Origin of the sequence: Streptomyces sp. NPDC091282 (assembly GCF_044757385.1) — a bacterium.
Taxonomy (GTDB): Bacteria; Actinomycetota; Actinomycetes; order Streptomycetales; family Streptomycetaceae; genus Streptomyces; species Streptomyces gramineus.
Window position 1 is genome coordinate 50,541 of the sequence record NZ_JBIVUX010000015.1, and the last position, 19,485, is coordinate 70,025.

At 72.0% G+C, this 19,485-nt stretch carries 13 protein-coding genes; 5 read left to right on the forward strand and 8 right to left on the reverse strand.

Annotation, left to right across the window (positions count from 1 at the left end; genetic code table 11):
* Positions 1-7 precede the first annotated feature (7 nt).
* Positions 8-826, reverse strand: coding sequence for an oxygenase MpaB family protein (locus ACIQOE_RS40275; protein WP_401417105.1), 819 nt, complete (start codon positions 824-826; stop codon positions 8-10).
* Positions 827-991: 165 nt separating this feature from the next.
* Between ACIQOE_RS40275 and ACIQOE_RS40280 the strand changes: the two genes are divergently transcribed.
* On the forward strand, positions 992-1,897 hold the full coding sequence (locus ACIQOE_RS40280; protein ID WP_351324671.1) for an AraC family transcriptional regulator: 906 nt from the start codon (positions 992-994) through the stop codon (positions 1,895-1,897).
* A 27-nt stretch (positions 1,898-1,924) separates the two neighbouring features.
* Here the strand turns inward: ACIQOE_RS40280 and ACIQOE_RS40285 are convergent, their stop codons facing one another.
* The 3 genes from ACIQOE_RS40285 to ACIQOE_RS40295 all read right to left on the reverse strand — a co-directional run bounded on the left by ACIQOE_RS40285 (position 1,925) and on the right by ACIQOE_RS40295 (position 8,972).
* Entirely contained in the window at positions 1,925-6,100 is a 4,176-nt protein-coding gene (locus ACIQOE_RS40285) for a beta-galactosidase (protein WP_401417055.1), read from the reverse strand.
* Between the two features lie 124 nt (positions 6,101-6,224).
* Entirely contained in the window at positions 6,225-8,261 is a 2,037-nt protein-coding gene (locus tag ACIQOE_RS40290; protein ID WP_401417057.1) for an ATP-binding protein, read from the reverse strand.
* Between the two features lie 132 nt (positions 8,262-8,393).
* A complete protein-coding gene (locus tag ACIQOE_RS40295) occupies positions 8,394-8,972 on the reverse strand; it encodes an ester cyclase (RefSeq protein WP_401417058.1) in 579 nt (192 codons plus the stop codon).
* A gap of 92 nt (positions 8,973-9,064) precedes the next feature.
* Here ACIQOE_RS40295 and ACIQOE_RS40300 point away from each other — a divergent pair, with 92 nt between their 5' ends.
* Complete coding sequence (locus ACIQOE_RS40300; protein ID WP_401417059.1) at positions 9,065-9,697, forward strand: TetR/AcrR family transcriptional regulator; 633 nt, start codon at positions 9,065-9,067, stop codon at positions 9,695-9,697.
* 237 nt (positions 9,698-9,934) lie between these two features.
* Positions 9,935-10,594 (forward strand): transglycosylase SLT domain-containing protein, encoded by a 660-nt coding sequence (locus ACIQOE_RS40305; RefSeq protein WP_351328559.1) that lies wholly within the window; start codon positions 9,935-9,937, stop codon positions 10,592-10,594.
* A gap of 11 nt (positions 10,595-10,605) precedes the next feature.
* On the opposite strand, the gene ACIQOE_RS40310 is transcribed toward ACIQOE_RS40305, so the two are convergent.
* Entirely contained in the window at positions 10,606-11,337 is a 732-nt protein-coding gene (locus ACIQOE_RS40310) for a dienelactone hydrolase family protein (protein WP_401417060.1), read from the reverse strand.
* A 13-nt stretch (positions 11,338-11,350) separates the two neighbouring features.
* Positions 11,351-11,884: a DUF1203 domain-containing protein gene (locus ACIQOE_RS40315; RefSeq protein ID WP_401417062.1), complete on the reverse strand. Its 534-nt coding sequence runs from the start codon at positions 11,882-11,884 to the stop codon at positions 11,351-11,353.
* Positions 11,885-12,303: 419 nt separating this feature from the next.
* Here ACIQOE_RS40315 and ACIQOE_RS40320 point away from each other — a divergent pair, with 419 nt between their 5' ends.
* The gene (locus tag ACIQOE_RS40320) at positions 12,304-12,726 is read left to right on the forward strand and encodes a DUF485 domain-containing protein (RefSeq protein WP_351328552.1); all 423 of its coding nucleotides are present in this window, start codon (positions 12,304-12,306) and stop codon (positions 12,724-12,726) included.
* Positions 12,723-14,339 carry a cation acetate symporter gene (locus tag ACIQOE_RS40325; RefSeq protein ID WP_365561991.1) on the forward strand — a complete coding sequence of 539 codons (1,617 nt, stop codon included), beginning with the start codon at positions 12,723-12,725 and terminating at the stop codon, positions 14,337-14,339. The genes ACIQOE_RS40320 and ACIQOE_RS40325 overlap by 4 nt, the downstream gene beginning before the upstream one ends.
* Positions 14,340-14,403: 64 nt before the next feature.
* Here the strand turns inward: ACIQOE_RS40325 and ACIQOE_RS40330 are convergent, their stop codons facing one another.
* Together ACIQOE_RS40330 and ACIQOE_RS40335 are read right to left on the reverse strand one after the other, a co-directional pair.
* Complete coding sequence (locus ACIQOE_RS40330) at positions 14,404-18,675, reverse strand: discoidin domain-containing protein (protein WP_401417063.1); 4,272 nt, start codon at positions 18,673-18,675, stop codon at positions 14,404-14,406.
* Positions 18,676-19,041: 366 nt separating this feature from the next.
* A complete protein-coding gene (locus tag ACIQOE_RS40335; RefSeq protein ID WP_351328546.1) occupies positions 19,042-19,482 on the reverse strand; it encodes a nuclear transport factor 2 family protein in 441 nt (146 codons plus the stop codon).
* Positions 19,483-19,485: the final 3 nt, after the last annotated feature.

Consider the following 19,485-nt stretch of genomic DNA (forward strand, 5'->3'; position numbering starts at 1 on the left):
GGGGCCCCTAGGAGACGTCCGGGGTGTTCATGGCCCAGCGGATCGTGCGGGTGAGCAGGTGACCGGCCGGGCGCACCGTGACGTCCTCGACGACCGCGAGGCGGGGCAGCCGCAGCAGGGTCCGGGCCCAGGAGGGCAGCAGGGTCACTGCGTTCGCGGCCAGGATGCCGTAGAGCGGACGGACCGGCAGTGGCAGCGGGGGTTCCAGGAGCAGGAAGCGGGCCGCGGACCTGGCCTCGGGCGTGGCCCTGAGTTCGGGCCGGTACGCGGCCAGCCGCGCGGACAGCTCGCCGCGGTCGCGCGGCGGGTCGGGCACCCCGAGTGCCTCGGCGACCCGCGCGGTGTCGGCGACGTAGGCGTCGTAGCCTTCCCGGTCCAGCGGCGCCGAGCCGTAGCGCTGGTGGGCGCGCAGGAAGCACTCCGTCTCCGCCGCGTGCACCCATCCGAGCAGGTGCGGGTCGGCCGCGTGGTACGGCTCGCCGTCGGGTGTCCTCCCGCGGACCTTTTCGTGGATGCCCCGCACCGCGGCCACGGCCGCCCCGGCGTCGTCCGCCGTGCCGTAGGTGGTCACCGCCAGGAAGGCGCTGGTGCGCTGGAGCCGTCCCCACGGGTCGCCGCGGTAGCCGGAGTGCGCGGCGACCGCGGCCATGGCGAGGGGGTGCAGGGACTGCAGGAGCAGGGCGCCCAGCCCGCCGACGAACATGGAGGCGTCCGCGTGGACGGCGCGGATCGGGCGGCCGGAGGCGAACCAGCGGGGGCCGGGTGTGCCGTGGATGCGGGCACGGGTCGCCGGTCCGTCGGGGCCCGCCACCCGGCGGAAGAGCATCGCGCCCACCGACGCGCGGACGTCAGGCACCACGGCCGCCACCTTTCTCGCCCCTCGCATCGTGTCACCGGCGGCCCGGCGCCGTCACCCCCTGCGGCTCTCGCGTCCTTGCACGATCCTCGCGATCACGGGAGTGGCGGGGCAGCGGGGTGCTGGAATGGACGCATGTCCCTCGAAGAGTTCCGCGTCCTGCTGGAGCGGCACGCACGGCCCGACTGGAGCACGGCCGTCGACGGCGTCCTCATCTCGAAGGTCGACCGGCCGGACCCGCCGGCGCCCGCCATGTCCGGCACGGTGCTGGCGGTGATCGCGCAGGGCGCCAAGCGTCTGGCCCTGGGCGAGCGGGTCTACGAGTACGGCGCCGGCCAGTATCTGGTCGCCTCGGTCGACCTGCCGGTCACGGGACAGTTCACGCAGGCGGGTCCCGAGCGGCCGGCGCTCGGTTTCGGCCTCGCCCTGGAGCCGTCCGCCGTCGCCGAACTGCTGCTGCGGGCGGGCCCCGGCGACCTTCCCCGGGCCGGCGCAGGGGTCCCGTCGGGCATCGCCGTCAGCGACGCGCCGGCGGCGCTGCTGGACGCGGTGGTCCGGCTGCTGCGGCTGCTCGACGAGCCGCGCGACCGGGCCGTGCTCGCGCCGCTGGTCAAACGGGAGATCCTGTGGCGGCTGATCACCGGCGAGCAGGGGGCGACGGTCCGTGAACTGGGTCTGGCCGACAGCGGCCTGAGCCATGTCTCACGGGCCGTGCGCTGGATCCGCGAGCACTACGCGGAGTCGTTCCGCGTCGAGGACGTGGCCCGGATGTCCGGCATGAGCGTCTCCGCCTTCTACCGCAACTTCCAGGCGGTGACGGCGATGAGCCCCATCCAGTTCCAGAAGCAGATCCGGCTCCAGGAGGCCCGGCTGCTGCTGGCCACCCGCCCCGGCGACGTGACCGGTGTCGGGCGGCGCGTCGGCTACGACAACGCCTCGCAGTTCAGCCGGGAATACCGCCGCCAGTTCGGGGCGCCGCCGAGCCGCGACGCCGCCCGCCTGCACGACCTCACCCGGGCTCCGGCAGGCATCCTGCCCTGACCGGATCCGGGTGCCAGGCCGTACCGGCTAACCGCAGGTCAGCGTGGGTGTCCCCCAGTCCCCGTGGTCGTTGCCGTTGCCGTCGCCCGCGTCGCCGACCTTGAGGTCGACCACCTGGGCGCCGCTGACGTCGACGTCGAGCGGAACGGCGGCTTGCCGGCCGTGGAGCGTCGGCGTGGTGACCAGGGTCCTGCCGTCGGCGACGACGGAGAAGGTGACGGTGCCCGCGCCGCCCGTCTCGTCGTCGACACCGACGTCCGCGGTCAGCCGTGAGCACTGTCCGGCGAGGTAGAGCTGGACGTCGCTGACGGAGTTGGTGCCCAGGCCCTTGGCGTGGCCGACGCCCGCGATGGTGATCGGGCGGCCGTCGCCGGCTGCCTGCTCGCCGACGCTGCTGTCCCTCTCGACCGGGCCCCAGCCGTTGGTGGCCGACAGGAACGGCAGGTCGCTCACGTCGCTCTTCCCGGCGGGCGGTGCCGGCGGGATCCCGCCGACGATGCGTTCGTCGGTGCCGGTGGCCTGCCGGCCCTTCTGCCGGTAGCGCACCGTGGCGGTGAGCGCGGAGGCGGACGGCGTTGTTCCGGCCGGTGGCCGGACCGTCCAGGTGAAGGTGGCCGCTGTGCCGGGCCGCAGGCGCCCGACCGACGCGGGGCTCGGGGAACCCACGCTCCAGCCCTCGGGGGCGGCGAGCGACGCCGTAAGTCCCGAAGCCGGCTGCCCGTCCTTCGGCACCCGCACCGTCGCCCGCGCGGTGAAGGCCTGTCCCGGCTGGGCGGTGTCCGGCACGTCCAGGGTGACGTCCGCTCCCGGGCGCTTGGGCATCGCGTAGGTCCGGGCGTCGTAGCGGGGGCTGTCGTTCTGCGCGACGCGCAGGGACGAGGCGTAACTGCCGTAGTCGGTCAGGGAGACCTTGCCGAGGCCGCCGGTGCTGCCGTCGAGGTTCCACACGGCGAGGGCGATGCTGTTGTGGCCGTTCGGGTTCAGGATGCCGTCGGGGACCGGGAACGTGTGCTGCGGGCCGAGGTAGTTGACGTAGTTGCCGACCTGCCAGCCGTTCACGAAGATCGTGGCGCGGTACTTGCGGGCCGGGTCGTCGGTGAACGTCAGCCCGAGCGAGGTGTCCTGGCCGCGCGGCAGGTCGAGGTCGGCGTCGGTGCGGTACCAGGAGACGCCGGGCGTGGTGTCGGTCGTCGGGAGGGACACCCGGTTCCAGTCGGCGTCCGGGTAGCCCGGCAGGGACCAGCCGGCCCGTTCGCCGTAGAGGCCGCCCGTCGAGAGCGGGCCGCGGACCGTGTCCTGGAGGTCCTCGCCGCCCCGTACGCCCTGGAGGCGCCAGGTGACGGACGTCAGCGGCGCGCCGACGAGGGAGGCGCTGGTCAGACCGCGCGCGGTCTTGTTGCCGTTGGAGGATTTGTAGTCCTCCTCGTGTCCCATGTCAACCGTGAGCACGGAGATGACGTTGTCGCCCGTGGACTTCACGGAACCCGCGGGAAAGGTGAAGTCGCCGCTGCCCGTGGTGGAGCTGCCCAGGAAGGTGCCGTTCAGCCAGGCGGAGAACGCCTGGGCGCCGCCGCCGGAGTCCGAGACCAGGTGGATGCCGGTCTCCTCGCCGGTGGCGCGGAAGCGGCCCCGGTACCAGGTGTTGCCGGTGTGGAAGCCGTAGTCGTCCGCGTAGAGCACCGGCGGCGAGCCGGCTCCGGAGACGCTGTTGGTGGTCGCCTTGTCGGCCACCTGCCAGGTGGTGTCGTCGAACCCGGGGGCCGCTTCGGGGGATTCCTCGGCGTGCTTCCAGTCGTCGAGCGCGGGGAGGTGGACGGGGGCGGCCACCGGGATGTCTCCGGTACGGCTCCCCGTGGCGGTGGCGTGACCGTCCAACGCCTGCCCGTTCCAGGTGATGTGGGTCGCGGAGGTGAACACCTCGATGTTCTTGTCGTCGGCGTTGTCGCCGGTGAGCGCCAGGGTCCGGCCGCCGTGCAGGCTGGTCGCCGTCCGCAGCAGGTGGGTGCCGCGCACGAGCACCGGGCCGCTCGCCGTGTCCTGACGCCAGAAGGTCTTCGCCGTGGCCTTGTCGCCGACGAGCAGCAGGAGCGGGCGCTGTCCGGCGCCGCTGACGCTGACGCGGATCAGGCCCTGGTGCGTGTAGTCGAGCCGCAGGTCTCCGGTGGCCGGGTCCCAACTGGTGGCGACCGTACCGCCGTCGGTGGTCACGGTGGGCTCGGTGGCGTAGTGCAGGACGGTCTCGCCGTCGCTGCCCCGGTCGCCGTAGAGCACGGCGACGTCCCGGTTCGCGATGGTCGCGTTGGTCATGATCTCGGAGGTCGAGTACCGCAGCTGCGTGTCGCCGAGGCGGTAGTCGGCCACGATCACGTGGGAGTCGCGTCCGTCGAGGGTGATCGCGGTGCCGGGCTGCTGCGGCACGACCGGGTAGGTCGGCTCGGCGGTGGCGGCCGTCGGTACGTCGATGGCGTCGACGGCCACGTAGTCGTCCGTCGATCCCGGGCTGTGGTTCCCGGCGACGACGATCTTCAGTGTGTGCGCGCCGGGCGTCAGGCCGGTCTTCTGGAAGAGCACGGCCTGGCTCTCGCCGCCCGAGTCGTCGACCGTGGCGGTCTTGGTGCCGTCCAGGTAGACGTCGGCGTAGCCGTGGTTGCCGGTCTTCGAGCCGATCCAGCGGATCGCGGTGCCGTCGAAGGGGACGGTGAGCGAGTCGCCGGCCTTGTTCGAGAAGGACTCGGTGTGCTTGTAGTCGCCGCCGGTGTAGCTGGTGTCGGCGACGTGCGACCACGAACCGGCGTACTGGAGCGCGGAGTCGGGGTCGTCCCAGGTGTAGGTGGTGTCGGCGGACGGCTGGGCGTTGAGGTCCAGGGAGATGTGCGTCCTGTCGACGGCCGTGGACGTGGAGTTGCCGTGCCGCAGGACGTGGAACTGGGTCCTGGTGTCGGGGTTCATCCGGGCGGTGTCGACGACCGCGGGGTCGTCCGGCGGGGTGGCTCTGATCGCCTCGGTCTTGGTCAGCGGGGCGACCGACTGCGTGAAGTACCCGATGAGCTTGTCCTCGTCGTACTTGGGATCGAGCTGCCGGGTCTCGCGGATCGCCGCTCCGTAGTCGTACGACGTGTAGTTCTCGGGCATGCCGAGCCAGCCCCAGTTGGTGCCGCCGTAGGTCATGTAGAAGCTCTGCGCGGTGGCGCCGACGGCGATGTTCTGCTTGTAGAAGACGTCGGCGAACCGGTCGTCGATGAGCTGGGCGCACTTGTCGTAGCCGGGCCCGCCCCAGGGGTCGAAGGCGCCGCCCTGGAACTCCGGCGAGTACAGCGGCTTTCCGGCCGGGTGGTCGTAGCTGATGTCGGGGACGCCGTTCCACTTCGCCGGGTTGGAGCAGTCGAAGCCCTGCGGGTAGGAGTCGGGGCCGTCCACGTCCAGGGCTCCGGTGCCGGAGTTGAAGGTGCCGTTGTTGTTGCCGGTCAGCGGGACGGTGATGCCGTCGGCGCGGGCCTTCTCCTCCAGGTGCCGCATGTAGGAGCGGCCGGCGTCGGAGCCGTTGTAGTACTCGTTCTCGACCTGGTACGCGATGACCGACCCGGTGCCGTTGGTCAGTTGGTGGCGGGCGATGATCCGGTCGATGCGGGTCAGCCATTCGTCGGCGTACTGGAGGAACCGCGGGTCGTCGCTGCGGTTGTTCCCGGCCTTGGTGGTGAGCCAGCCGGGCAGGCCGCCGCTGTCGACCTCCGCGTTGATGTACGGCGCCGGGCGGGCGATGACGTAGAGGCCGGCCTCCTGGGCCATGTCCAGGAGCCGGTCGACGTCCCGTACCCCGGTGAAGTCGTACACGCCCGGCTTCGGCGAGTGGTAGCCCCAGTCGAAGTACAGGGAGGTGGAGTTGAAGCCGGCGGCCTTCATCTTCTGGAAGATGTCGCGCCACAGGTCCGGGCTCGGCAGCCGGAAGTAGTGGAACTCGCCCGACCACAGGTAGGTGCGCCGGCCGTCCACGAGGAAGGAGTAGCCGTCGAGGGTCACCGTGTGCGGCTGCGGGTCCGCTGCGGCCTGGGGGGCGGGCGCCCGGCCGCCGTCGTCGCGGGCCGCGGCGGCCGGCCCGGTCACGCCCATGGCCAGTGCGAGGGCCGCGGCCGTCGCCAGGAGCGCCCTTCGCCACCGGCGGCGTACGGGTCTCACGATCTCTGAACGGATCCCACTGCCCTGCATTGCGGCCTCCATCCGCCTGAGCTCTCACCATCGAACAGACTCAGGCAAAGCCGAACAGTAGAGGCGCACAAGGTTCAACACAATGGGTCGGCAGGACACTACTGGGGAGGAAAACAGGCCCCGTTCAGCGCAGCGGCGCGGGTCCTCCGCCCGCTCCCCAGGCCACGAGCGACCGCGCGTCGCTCGTGGCCGCCCGCCGGAACATCCGCTCGTAGCGCCGCTCGCCCATCGAACTCACCAGCCGGTCCTCGCAGTCGTTCCGCAGCGCCGCCATCTCCGGTGTGCCGCGCTGCGGATGACCGACCGTCTGCCAGAAGCGGGCCGCCGCCCCGAAGGCGTAGGCCGCCGCGCCCTCGTCCCCCGCGTCGGCCAGGGCGATGGCGAGGAGGTCCATGACCATGGCGATCCCGAAGGCGTCCCCGATGTGCCGTTTGGCGTCGAGGGCGGCCCGCGCGTGGCGTACCGCGTCGCGCGCCCGCCGTTCCAGGAAGGCGATGAGGGCCAGTTGGTGTTCCGCGTAGGAGCGGGTCCAGTGCTCGCCCGACGCCGCGCAGGCGTCGCGGAGTTCGCGTGCCTCACGGCGGGCCTGGTCCAGCCGGCCGCAGCCGGTCAGCCCGAAGACGTGCACGAGGCGGCAGAGCGCGGCCGCGGCGCCCAGCGGCCGCGCGGGGGAGGCCGTGGCGCCGGTCTCGGTGGCGGCGACGCCGTTCGCGGCCGCGAGCGGGCGTCCCTCCAGCAGGTGCAGCAGGCCGTCCAGATAGGCGGCCCGGCCCAGTTCCTCGGCGTCGGCGGTGGCGGTGGCCGCGTGCCGGCACCGCAGGGCCGTCTCGTGCGCCGCCTCCTGCTCGCCCTGCAGGGTCAGGGTCAGTCCCAGGCTCCACAGACCGCGCGCCCAAGCGGTGCTCCGGGCCGACTCGGCGGGCCCGATCGCCCGTTCCAGGTACTGCCGGGCCTCGTACAGGTAGCCGGAGCAGACCCAGAAGAAGGTGACGTTCGCGAGCAGGTCCAGCGCCGCCGCCGGATCCGTCGCGAGGAGGTGGTCGGCCGCCAGCCGGATGTCGGCGTGGAGGGATCCGATCCGCCGGTACCAGCTCCGCTGGGCCGGGCCGAACCACTCGTCGTGGGCCTGCCGGGTCTGGGCCAGCACGTACGCGGCGTGCCGGCCGGCCAGCTCCGGTCCGCCGCCCAGCTCGGACAGCCACATCCGGCCGTACTCCCGTACGGCGTCCAGCATCAGGTACGTTCCGGCCTTCCGCACGACGACCGACTTCTCGCACAGCGCCGCCAGGGTCCGCGCGACCCGGCCCGGCGCGAGCGGTCCGCCGCCGGCCAGCCGCCGCGCCGTCTCGCCGTCGAAACCGGCGGGCAGGTAGGACAGCCTGGCCCACAGCAGGCGTTCCAGCGGGGTGCACAGTTCGTGGCTCCAGCCGATGGTGGTGCGCAGGGCCGCGTGCCGGGAGGGCCGGGTGCGCGCCGCCGGGACGGGCAGGTCCACCGCCGCGTACGGGCCGGCGCAGAGGTCCGCGAGCGACATGCTCCGCAGCTGCGCGGCCGCCAGCTCCAGGGCCAGCGGCAGCCGGTCCAGCTGATCGCACAGGCCGGCGGCGAGCTTGAGGTCGCTGTCGGCCACCAGCGGCCTGCCCGCCGCGGCGGCCCGGTCGGCGAACAGGGCGACGGCCTCCCGTGACGAGGAGAGGGGCGCGACCTGGACGACCCGCTCCGCGCGGACCCGCAGCGGCTCCCTGCTGGTGGCCACGACCCGCAGGTTCGGGCAGGCCGTCAGCAGGTCGCCGACCAGGTAGCGGCACTCGGCCGGCAGGTGCTCGCACGAGTCCAGGACGAGCAGGGTCCTGCGGTCGCCGATCCAGGCGCAGAGGGCGTCGGCGGGCTGCCGGGACGTGTGGTCGGACAGCCCGAGCGCCCCCGCGACCGTGGCCGCCAGGAACCGCCCGTTGCGCAGGGACGCCAGGTCCACCCAGGCGGCCCCGGCGTCGCCGTCCTTCACCAGGGACACGGCACGCCGGGCGAGACGGGTCTTGCCCACCCCGCCCGGCCCGGTGAGCGTGACCAGCCGGCTCGCGCCCATCGCCGTGCCGATCAGGTCGAGCTCCGCCGCCCGGCCGATGAAAGAAGTCTCTTCGTCCCGTCTCATCCACGCCATGCCCACATCCTGGAGCGCGGCCGGGCAGGGGACGACACGATCGGGACAGCGCCGTACGGGGCATCGCCCCAGTGCGTACGATGCGCGGAACGCCCGCCGCGCGCCGGGGAGTTCACACTGCCGGGTGAAGCCTCAGCGGCTCCCTTCCGTGTCCTGCTGCGACGCCAGGGCCGCCTCGGCCGCCTCCGCGGTCACCAGGGCGGCGGCGCGGGCCGCCCGTCCGGTGAGGCGCCAGGCGACCATGCGCAGGGCCGTGAGCGGCGCCGGCGGGAAGACGCCGAGCTGTCCGAGCATGGTGACGTCGTCGCGTACGGCCTCGTGGCGGACCACCTTGCCGTCCCGCAGGCCGAGCACGTGGATCTGCTCGAAGTCGATCTCCCGTCCGGTGGGCGGTATCGCCTGGTCGAGGGCGCCGTCGCGGTAGCGGACGAAGGCGCCCGTGTGGCGGCCCCGCATCCGCAGCCGCACCCAGACCTCGTCGTCGCCGAGCGCGGTGGCCAGGACCGGGAAGTGCAGGCCGGTGAAGGCGGAGCGCATCCACGCGCCGGAGGCGAGGACCCCGGCCGGGCCGGGCCGGGCGCACGCCGCGGGTGCCACGGCCGCCTCCCGGTTGTGGAACTCCTCGTGGACGACCTCGGCGGCGAGCGCCGGATCTCCCGTCTCGAGGACCCGGAAGAGTCCGTGGGCCAGTTCTGCGGGTTCCATTCCCATGGCGGGGCTGCCTCTCGTCGGCCGTGCGATCGCGGCGATCGGAGATTGAGGTTACATCACGCCTAATGAATTCATCGCGATAGAGTGCGATCATGCAGGCCAAGCGTTCCTACGTCTCCCCGCTGCGCGAGCAGGCCGCCGCGCGGACCCGTGAACTGATCCTGGTCCGGGCGACGGAGCTGTTCGCCGAGCGCGGCTACGGGCGGGTGACCGTGGCCGACATCGCCGCGGCGGCGGGCGTGGCCGCCAAGACCGTCTTCGCGAGCGTCGGCAGCAAGAGCGACATCCTGAACCGGATCGTCGACCGGGGCGTGGACGCCTCCGGCTACGAACGGGCCATGGCGGCGATCCTCGCGGAGCGCACGCCGGAGTCGGTGCTGCGCACGCTGGCCCACGGCACCCGGGCCGGCAACGAGGGCCAGTTCACCGTGCACGAGGCGATCCGCAAGGCGCTGCCGGTCCACGAGGACGGCGAGGCGCTGTGGGAGCGCGCCACCGCGGACTACCGGGACGCGCTGCGGACCGCGGCCCGCCATCTGCACACTCTGTCCCCGCCGCCGGTCCACTCCGTCGCGGAGACGGGCGACCTGCTCTGGCACTGGTTCGGCCCCGCCGGCTGGCGGTCCCTCGTGACCGACAGCGGCTGGACCTGGGACCGCGCCGAGGCCGTCCTCCGCAACGCGGCACTCGCCGCCTTCTACCGGGACGACGAGCCGGACCGCTAGGACGGCGGCCCTCCGGCCCCTGCGCCCGCTCCGGCGAGGCACCGGCCCGGCCCCGCGCGGCCGTTGAACGTGCTCACCCAGCCCGGCCCCTCGCGGAATGTGAGGAGCGGCACAACGCCCGGGATTGCGCCGGCCGGTCTCGCGCGCAAGAGTGTTCCGACCGCCCGCCCCGGCAAGCGAACCGTCACGTCGTCGGGCACCGCACAGCGTGGCACCGGCGAAGAGGATGCGATGCGGATGAGCCCCATGCCGTTGAGAGGACTGGCGGTGGCCTCGGCCACGGCGGTCACCGCGGTCGGAAGCGTCGTCGGCGTCGCCTCGGGCAGCAGCGCGCAGAACAACGACGCCCAGCCGGCGACCGATGCCACCCTCCTCGCGGACCTGCCCGCGGGTCAGCAGGCGCAGGTGCAGACCGCGTCGCTGACCCGGCAGGCCGACGCCGTGGCCGTGCAGGCCGACGCGAGCGCCCGGAAGGACGCCGAGCACGCGGCCCGGACGGCGGCGGCCAGGACCGCGGAGGCCAAGAAGGCCGCGGCCGACAAGGCCGCCGAGGAGCGTGCCGCGGCCGGCGATCCCACCGCCACCTTCGCCGTGCGGAGTTCGTACACCGTGGCGCAGCTCAAGGCGATGGCCGCCCAGATCGTGGGCAGCGGCCAGTTCCAGTGCTTCAGCAACATCGTGGACCACGAGTCCACCTGGAACTACCTCGCCGTCAACCCCTCCTCCGGCGCCTACGGCCTCGTGCAGGCGCTGCCGGGCTCCAAGATGGCCACGGTCGCCGCCGACTGGCAGACCAACCCGGCCACCCAGATCAAGTGGGGCCTCAACTACATGAACAGCGCCTACGGCAGCCCCTGCCAGGCCTGGGCGTTCTGGCAGGTCCACCACGCGTACTGACGCCGGCCGGGTCAGGTGAAGTGGCGGGCGAGGAACGCGGCCGTGGTCTCCTGTTCGAAGGACGGGAGGTCCGCGTGGCGGCCCGGATGGGCCCGGAGGCTCTTCTCGGCCGACCCGAAGGCATCGAACAGCGCGAGGCACTGGTCACGCGGCACGCGCTCGTCGTCCCACTGCACCAGGAACTCCACCGGAACCGTGATCCGCGCCGCGTCCTGGCCCGAGGCCGTCACGCCGCCGAGGCCCAGCACCGCCGCGCGGACCCGGGGTTCGGCGGCGACGAAGGGCACGCCGAGGCCGCAGCCCAGCGACACTCCCCAGTAGCCCACCGGGCCCTCGCCCACGTGCCCGAGCCGCTGGACCGCGGAGACCACCGCCCGCCACTCCGGGACGGTCTGCCGGGCCACGAGCGCCTGGAACCGCGCGAGAAGCGGCGCGAGTTCCTCGCCGGCCGCCACCCGCGCCTGGTTCTCCGCCGCGATCCGGTCGTACGTCTCGTCCAGGGGCCGGTCGCCGTGGTTGGGGACGTCGGCCGCCGCCACGGCGAAGCCCAAACCGGTCACGAGACGGCGCGCCCGGTCCACGATCTCGGGGGCCCGCTTGTGCCGGCCGCCGCCGTGTCCCAGCACGACGAGGGGACGGGTCCCGGCGGCGCCGTCCGGTGTCCACAGGACGCCGGGGATCTCGTCGAGGACGAAGAGCTGTTCGCGGACTCCGTCGCGGGACGTCTCGGAGAGGATGCGCATGGTGCCCGCGACCCTACCGGTCCGGTGTCGCCGCCGCAGGGGTCCGGGGGCGGTCGACGCGGAAGTGGAAGCAGCCGTACTCGACGGCGCGTACGTGCACCTGGTCGGTCGCGGGATCGGCGAAGGCCTCCGCGAGGGCGTTGTCGAAGGCGGCGTGCGGGTCGTCGGGGAGCTGGAGCATGCGGCCGCCCGTGATGCGGCCCCGGCGGTCGTAGCGGCGCAGGACGCGCAGGGCGCCGGGCCGCGCCCACGGATAGCTGGTGCTCTCGCCGGCCGGGCCGCCGCAGTCCTCGGCGTGGATGAAGACCGGCCCCTGCTCGTCGTACGCCCCGGGATCGGCGTCGGTCTCCGCCGCCCAGCGGCGCAGCGGGGCGTAGCAGACGAGGGCGATCAGCTCGCCCCGGGTGCTGGAGCGCAGGCAGCAGCGCAGCGGCGCGCCCCCTTCGTCGTCCGGGTAGGGGCGCATCGGGGCACCGGCGTCGTCGTGGCCGCGGAGTTCCCTCAGGGTCGTGGACGGGATGGGCCGGGGCGGGAAGGGCGAGGTCATGTGTTCAGGGTGGCGCGGGCCCGGCCGGGGCGCTGGCGGGATCCGGACGTGGTCCTGCGGGCCGGAGCGGCGTCCGTGAGCGTCCTGGGGCTCATGAGGTGTGCGACGGCGCACTCTTGGAAGATTTCGCGCCACCTCGCGCTCCGTTAATGCTTCATCACTCCTGGGCAGAGATTCCACGGTCAGCTCCGCACACCGCGGACCGCCCCTGCCGACCGCGACCGCGCCTCTGGCGGATCACCTCCCCCGCCGGAGACCATGGCGCCCTGTTCACACGATCGCGACGTACGACACGACGTCCCGGACGACCGGTGCCATCGCTCGACCTTCCGGCCGCACGGCGTGCGGTCACCCGAACCGCTCTCCGCGCTCACGGTCCCCCGCACACGGGGCCGGGTCTCCTACGAGGAGTTGCCGAAATGTCGCATGATCTGCCCGAGTTACCCTCGGACCGGCCCCCGTACGACCGCCCCTCCCCCGCCTGGTCGACCGATGAGCCGGTGCTCCTGGAGGTCCGTTCGCCGGACCCGCACTCCGGCGCCCACCGCACCCTGCGCCTGCTGCGGCGCGCCTACCGATGGCAGCGGCGGGTGGCGACCATCACCGCGCTCGGATACTTCGCCGCCTTCCTCACCCTGACCGTCAAGGCGCCCGCCCTGATGGCCAGGCCCGGCCCCGGCGGTCTGCCGACCGGGCTGGTGCTGGCCCTGGTCCAGATCCCGGTCACCTGGCTCGCGGTCCTGCTCTACGAGGCCGCCGCGCACCGCTTCGTGGATCCCCTGGCCCGCCGGGCCCGGCGCCAGCTGCGGGTGGCCGTCGCGGACCGGGAGCAGGCACCGTGACCGAGTTCAGCGGCTCCGCACAGTCCTGGTCCCTCGTCGCGTTCTGCACCGTCGTCGCCCTCACCCTGCTGCTGTGCGTCCTCACCGGACCGGAGGCGGACGACCTCGCCGAGTTCTACACCGGCTACCGGTCGCTCTCACCGATCCGCAACGGCCTCGCGGTCGCGGGCGACTACATATCCGCCGCCACCGTCCTCACCATCGGGGGGATCATCGCCCTGTGCGGCTACGACGGCATCGTCCTGGCCCTGAGCGCCCTGCTGTCCCTGTTGCTGCTGATGTTCCTGCTGGCCGAACCCCTCCACAACACCGGCCGTTACACCATGGGAGACGCGCTGGCCCAGCGTCACCCGGCGCGCTCGGTGCGCGTGACGGCCTGCCTGGTCACCCTGGCCGCGCTCGTCCCGATGATGGTCGTCCAGCTCGCCGGGGTCGGCGAACTCCTCGCGTACGTCCTCGGGTTCACCGATCCCGGCATGAAGAACGGGTGCGTGGCCGGGGCCGGCGTCCTCATGATCACGTATGCGGCGCTGGGCGGGATGCCCGGCACCGCGCTGGTCCAGATCATCAAGACCGTGGTGCTGCTCGGCTCCGGGCTGGTGGTGAGCGTCCTGATGCTGCGGCTGTTCGACTGGCAGCCCCAGGCGCTGTTCCATGCGGCGGCCGGGCGGAGCGGCGCGGGGCCCGCCTATCTGCGGTGGGGCCTGCAGTACTCCAGCAGTCCGCATCCCGCGCTGGACATGGCCAGCACCCAGTGCGCGATCGTGCTCGGCGGCGCCTGCCTGCCGCACGTCACCATGCGGATGTACACCGCCGGCACCCCGCGCCAGGTCCGCCGCGCCATGTCGTGGGCGGTCTCCTCGGTGACGCTGTTCATCCTGATGCTCACCCTGATCTGCGTCGGCGCGACCGCGCTCCTCGGCCGTGAACGGATCGCCGAGGCGGACACGCACGGCACGACCGCCTATCTGCTGGGCGCCCGAGCCGCGTTCGGGACGACGCTGTCGCGTCCGGAGAGCCTGCTCTTCGCCACCGTCACCACCGCCGTCTTCCTCACCCTCCTCGCCTCCGTGGCCAGCATGACGCTCGCCTGCGCCAACACCCTCGCCCACGACCTGACCGCGTCCCGCGCCAAGCCTCCCGCTCCGGCACGGGAGTTGGCGATCGCCCGGTTCAGCGCGCTGGCCGTGGGCATCCCGACCATCCTGCTGGCCGTCCTCGCCCAGCACCGCAGCCTGCAGCCGCTGGCGACCGTCTCCTTCACCCTCGGCGCCTCGGCCATCGCGCCCGCGCTCCTCTACACGCTGTTCTGGCGCCGCTACACGCGCCCCGCGCTCCTGGCCACGCTCATCGTGGGCTCGCTGAGCGTCCTGGCCCTGGCTCCCGGCACCACCCTGGTGTCGGGGACACCGCTGTCGGCCTTCCCGGAGGCCGACTTCGCCTGGTTCCCGTACAACACGACCGCGCTCGTCTCCGTACCCGCGGGCTTCCTGGCCGGCTGGCTGACCACGGTCCTGTCCGGGCGGCGGGCCACCGCCCGGGAGCGCGGCCGTTACGAGGCGCACGAGCACCACCTCCTCACCGGGCCGCCGCCGCGTCCCTCCTCGCGCTGAGGAGACACGGAAGGAAGGGGCGCCCCCGCCGGGGACGCCCCTTCCCGTCATGGCCCTCCGGGGCCTACTGGATGTTGATCTTGAAGGTGCTGGTCGTGTTCTTGACGTCCTGGGCGTTGCCGCTCATCCGCAGGTTGCGGAAGGTGGCCTCGCCGACCGCCGGACCCTGACCGGGCTCGGGCAGTTCGTTGGCCCAGATGCCGAAGCCGGACTTGGCGTCGAAGGCGTCTCCGCTCTTCTTGGAGTTGGTGATGGAGATGTCGGTGAAGATGGTGTCCTTCACCGGGAACTGCGGCTGGCCGCCGACGTAGTTGGTCTGGAACATCACGCCTCCGTAGGTGGAGGAGTCGATGTCCACGTCGTTGACCCTGATGCCCTGGAAGACCTTCGAGGCGGAGAACGCCCAGATGGCGGGGAAGACCTGGGAGCCCCAGAAGTGGCCGCCCGTGCGGTCCAGGGAGACGTTCTCGATCGTCGTCGGATCGGTGCCGAAGCCGTTCATCGGGTAGCCGAAGTCCAGCGAGGAGATCGTGATGCCGGAGTAGACGAGCGTGTCGGCGACCCGGATGTTGCGGAAGGTGTTGTTGTAGCCGCCGTACACGGCGATGCCCGCGGCCCGCCAGGTGAGCGTGGACGTCAGGTTCTCGTAGAGGTTGTTCTTCTCGTCGGCGCCGCCGGCGTCGATGGCCGAGAAGAGCGCGAAGCTGTCGTCGCCCGTGGCGCGGGCGTCGTTGTTGACGACGTGGTTGTCCGTGGAGCCGTTCGTCATGTTGATGCCGTCGGCGAACGTGTCCCGGATACGGGTGTTGGAGATGGTCATGTTGTCGGTGTTGGCGCCCCAGTAGAGGCACACCATGTGCTCGGCCCAGATGTTGTCGATCGTGATGTTGGCGACGTTGGAGAAGTCGAACACCTTGCCCGGGCCGTCGATCCGGGACGTGTAGTTGCCGAAGTAGGCGAAGCCGGAGAAGGTCGAGCCGTTGGCGGTGGACTCGGCGCGGAAGCCGACGTCCGTGTTCTCCTGCGAGGAGGGGGCACGGAAGCGGGTGAACCACGGTCCGGCCCCGACGACCTTGACGGCCTTGCCGTAGACCTGGAACTTGCTGGAGGTCTCGTAGTCACCGGCCGGCAGGTAGACGCCGACGAGCTTGCCCGTGGTGTCCATGCGGACCTTGTCCAGGGCGTTCTGCACGTCCTGCTGCGTGAAGCCGGCCGGGACCGTGTACGCGGCCGGGTCCGGGTTCGCGATCTGCGTGGCCTGTTCGAGGTTGATGAAGTCGATGGCGTAGGTGGAGGTGTTGGCCGCGTCCTTCTGGAGGCGGATCTTGGAACCGGCCGGCACGGTCTTGCCGAGCAGCAGGTTGGCCTCGTCGTAGATGTGGCGCTGGGCACCGGAGCCGGGCGAGTTGCCGGGCGCGGTCTCGCTGCCGTAGAGCCAGGCGTACTTCGAGGTGAGGTCGATGGCCTTGAGGAACTGGCCGTCGACGTAGACGTTCAGGGTGGTGTTGGTGCCGTCCGGGATCGAGAAGCGGGTGACCAGGGTGTTGGTCGCCGCGCGGGTGGTCCACTCGACGTACTGGCCGGTGCTGTTGAGCGTCACCGCCTTGCGTCCGCTCGCCTCGCCCGCGATGTCGCCGATGGTCCGGTTGGGACCGACGACCTGGGCGCCGCCGCCGACCGTGCCGTCCTCGGCCTCGTACATGTCGTACGGCATGTCCGCGCCGCGGCCGACGAACAGGGTCTGCGTGGTGGTGTTGTTGGTGCGCTTGACCGGCAGTTCGTTGGCGTCGTCGGCGATGACCGTCTTGACGGTGTACTTGCCGTTGACGGCCGTCCAGGAGCCGAGCGAGATCGGCGCGGTGGTCTGACCGGACGCGATCGCGCCGCTGTAGGAGCCGCTGAGCGTCTTGACCGTGGCGCCGTTGGCGTCCAGGACGGTCAGGGTGACGCCGTGGGCGCCGGAGGCCGAGGCCACGGTTCCCTGGTTCTTGAGGGCGACGGTGAAGGCGACCGAGTCGCCCGCCGAGGCGCTGGACGGCGTCCAGGCGACCGGCGCCGCCACCAGGTCCGAGCTGGAGACCGGCTTGACGACCAGGGCTTCCGAGCGGGTGAAGACGTTGTTCGCCTCGTTCTGCTCGATGACCTTGTTCGACGGGTCCACCTCGGCGCCGACCGGGTAACTGCCCGCGTCCCGGCTGCCGATGCTCGCGGTGACCGTCGTCGACGCGCCGGCCGCGAGGGCGGGCACGTCGGCCGTGGCGACCTTGGTGCCGCCGAGCGTGAAGTTCAGGTCGGTGGCCTTGGAGGCCTTGCTGCCGCTGTTGGTGACGGTCGCCGTCAGGCTGATGGCGTCCGACTCGACCGGAGCGGAGGGCGAGTTGGTGATCCCGGTGACCTTGAGGTCCGGGTTGGCCGCCGGGGTGCCGATCACCTGCACCTCGGCCACCTGCGCGCCCGGGGCACCGGTGTTGGACGTGAACTTCAGCTGGATGTCGGCGGCGGCGCCGGAGACCGGGATGGTCACGGTGTTGCCGGTCGACGGGTTGAACGTGTAGTCCTTCGCCGCGGCGAGGCTGGTGAAGGCCGTGGCGTCCTGGTCGCGGCCGAGCACCTGGATGTTCTGGGTGCGGGTCGACCAGGCGGCGTCCGGATTGAGCTTGACGACGACCTGGGAGAGGTCGGCGTTGGCGCCCAGCTTGGTGGTGAGGGTCGCCGGGTAGGAACCGCCGGCGCTCTCCCAGTAGGTGCCGACCTGGCCGTCGTTGGCGTTGGCCGCGACGTAGGTGAAGGTGTACGAGGAGGCGTCGATGGGCTTGCCCTGGGCGAGGTCGGAGCCTCCGCCGGAGCCGGCCCGGGTGACGCTGTTGCTCGCCACCGAGACGTTGCCCGCGGCGTCCTTGGCCTTCACGTAGTAGGTGACCGTGGCCGCCGCCGACGGGGTGTCGGTGTACGTCGTGACGGTGCCCGCGACGGACTTGAGGAGCTGGCCGTTGGCGTAGACGTCGTAGCCGGTGACCTGGACGTTGTCGCTGGACGCCTGCCAGGTGAGCTTCACGTCGCTGCCGGACTGGGTGTAGGCGAGGTTGCCGGGCGCCGTGGGTGCCTGGGTGTCGCCGCTCGCGCCCTTGCGGGTGACGCTGTTGCTGTTGGCGGAGACGTTGCCCGCCGCGTCCTTGGCCCGCACGAAGTAGGTGATGTCGCTGCCGGCCGGCTGGGTGTCGGTGTAGGTCAGGACGTTGCCCGCGACGCTCGCCCGCAACTGGCCGTTGGCGTAGACGTCGTAGCCGGTGACGGCGGTGTCGTCGGTGGCCGCGCTCCAGGTCAGCTTGATCTGGCCGGTGGCGGGCTCGGTGTAGGCCAGATTGGCCGGGGCGGTGGGCGCCTGGGTGTCGCCGGTCGCCGGGCCGTAGACCTCCAGCTCGGACACCTGCCCGGCGGGCCAGCCGCTGTTTGCGGTGATCAGCGCGCGGACGTAGCGCGTGGTGGTCGTGTCGAGGGCGATGGTCGCCGACTGGTCGTTGGAGCTGTCGAAGGTGTACGCCTTCGAGGCCGTCAGGTCGGTGAAGTTCTGGTTGTCGGTCGAGCCCTGGATCTTCAGCGTCTGACTGCGGCTCGGCCAGCCGCTGGGCAGCCGCAGCGTCACCTGGTTGATCTTGACCGAGGAACCGAGGTCGACCTGGAGCCACTGCGGGAAGGCGTTGTTGGTGCTCTCCCAGTAGGTGTTGCGGTTGCCGTCACCGGCGTTGGCCGCGCCGTAAACGTCGGCGTGGCCGCTCTCGGTGAAGGTCTTGCCCTGGGCGAGGTTGGGGGTCGAGGCGGCGGCCGTGAGGACCTGCATCTCGGCGAGCTGGCCGGTGCCGGCCACCGAGTTGGCGCTGAAGTCGGCCCGGACGTAGCGGGCGAGGGTCCCGGGGACCGAGACCTTCACCGTGTTGCCGTTGCCGGGGCTGAAGACGTACTGGGCCGACGACTTGAGGGTGGCGAAGCTCGTTCCGTCGGCGCTGACCTGGAGGGCCAGGGTCTGCTTGCGGGTCTGCCACTTCTCGGGCAGCCGCAGCACGACCTGCCGGACGCGTTCGGTCCGGCCGAGGTCGGTCTGGACCCACTGGGCGGACTTCTTGCCGGCCTGCCAGTAGGTGTCGGTGTCGCCGTCGGTGATGTTGGCGGCCGCGTGTGCGGCGCGGGCGCTGCCCGCCTTGGTCCTGGCGTCCGCGGCGGTGTTGGGCCCGCCGGCCGCGTGCGCGCCGACGGCGGGCAGGCCCAGAACCATGACGGCGGAGGCGATCGCGGCGGTCGCCGCTCGCCGCCTGAAGGATCTCGGCTTGTGTCGAGTCATGCGGGGGTCGCTTTCTGCGGAGGCTCGCGCGCCGATGGGGCGGCGAGGGCGGCTCGTTCCTGGCGGAGTGGGGCAGAAAGGTGCGGGTACACGCACGGAGAACGTGCGCAGGATATTGCGTTGTTTCATCGAAATATTGCAGAGACCTGTGAGTCGGTCCACAGGCAGGACGGCACAAGTTTCACCAGAAACGCTCACGACCCGGCGGGACGGGCGGTCAAAGGGTGGTCAAAGGGCGAGCATCCAGGCGTACTTCACACCACCGGACACCCCGGCCCGTCCCTCGCGTGCGCGCCACACGCTTGCGTCACCAAACCGCAAGCGAACGCAAGTAGCGCAAGTTTTTGCGCTACGCCTGTCGCCCGCCTACCGGGCGATCCCGGGTTCCGAGCGGGCGAAGAAGGCCGCGAGCTCCTGGGGGTTCTTGGTGTAGACGTCGATCCTGCGCACCAGACCGTCCGCGACCTCGTGGCGCTCGACCATGGTCAGGGGGAAGGCCTCGCCCGTCGTGTGCGCGGTGAGGGTGCCGGTGAGCACCCCGACCACACCGGTCGGCCCCTCGAACACCTCGGCTTCCGTGACGGCCACCGCCGCGTAGCTCATCATCGCGCCCAGCACCGACCCCACGAACACCTCACTGCCCTGGTGCACACCGCCCCAGGGCAGCGGGGCCGGCTCGTCGACGACGACCTCGGGAGCGAGGTGCGCGAGGACGCCCGCCACGTCCCCGCGGCCGAGCGCCGCGTAGAGGCCGGTCACCACATCGGCGGGGCGTTCGGCCGTCGTCCTGGTCTGCTCGCTGTTCATCGC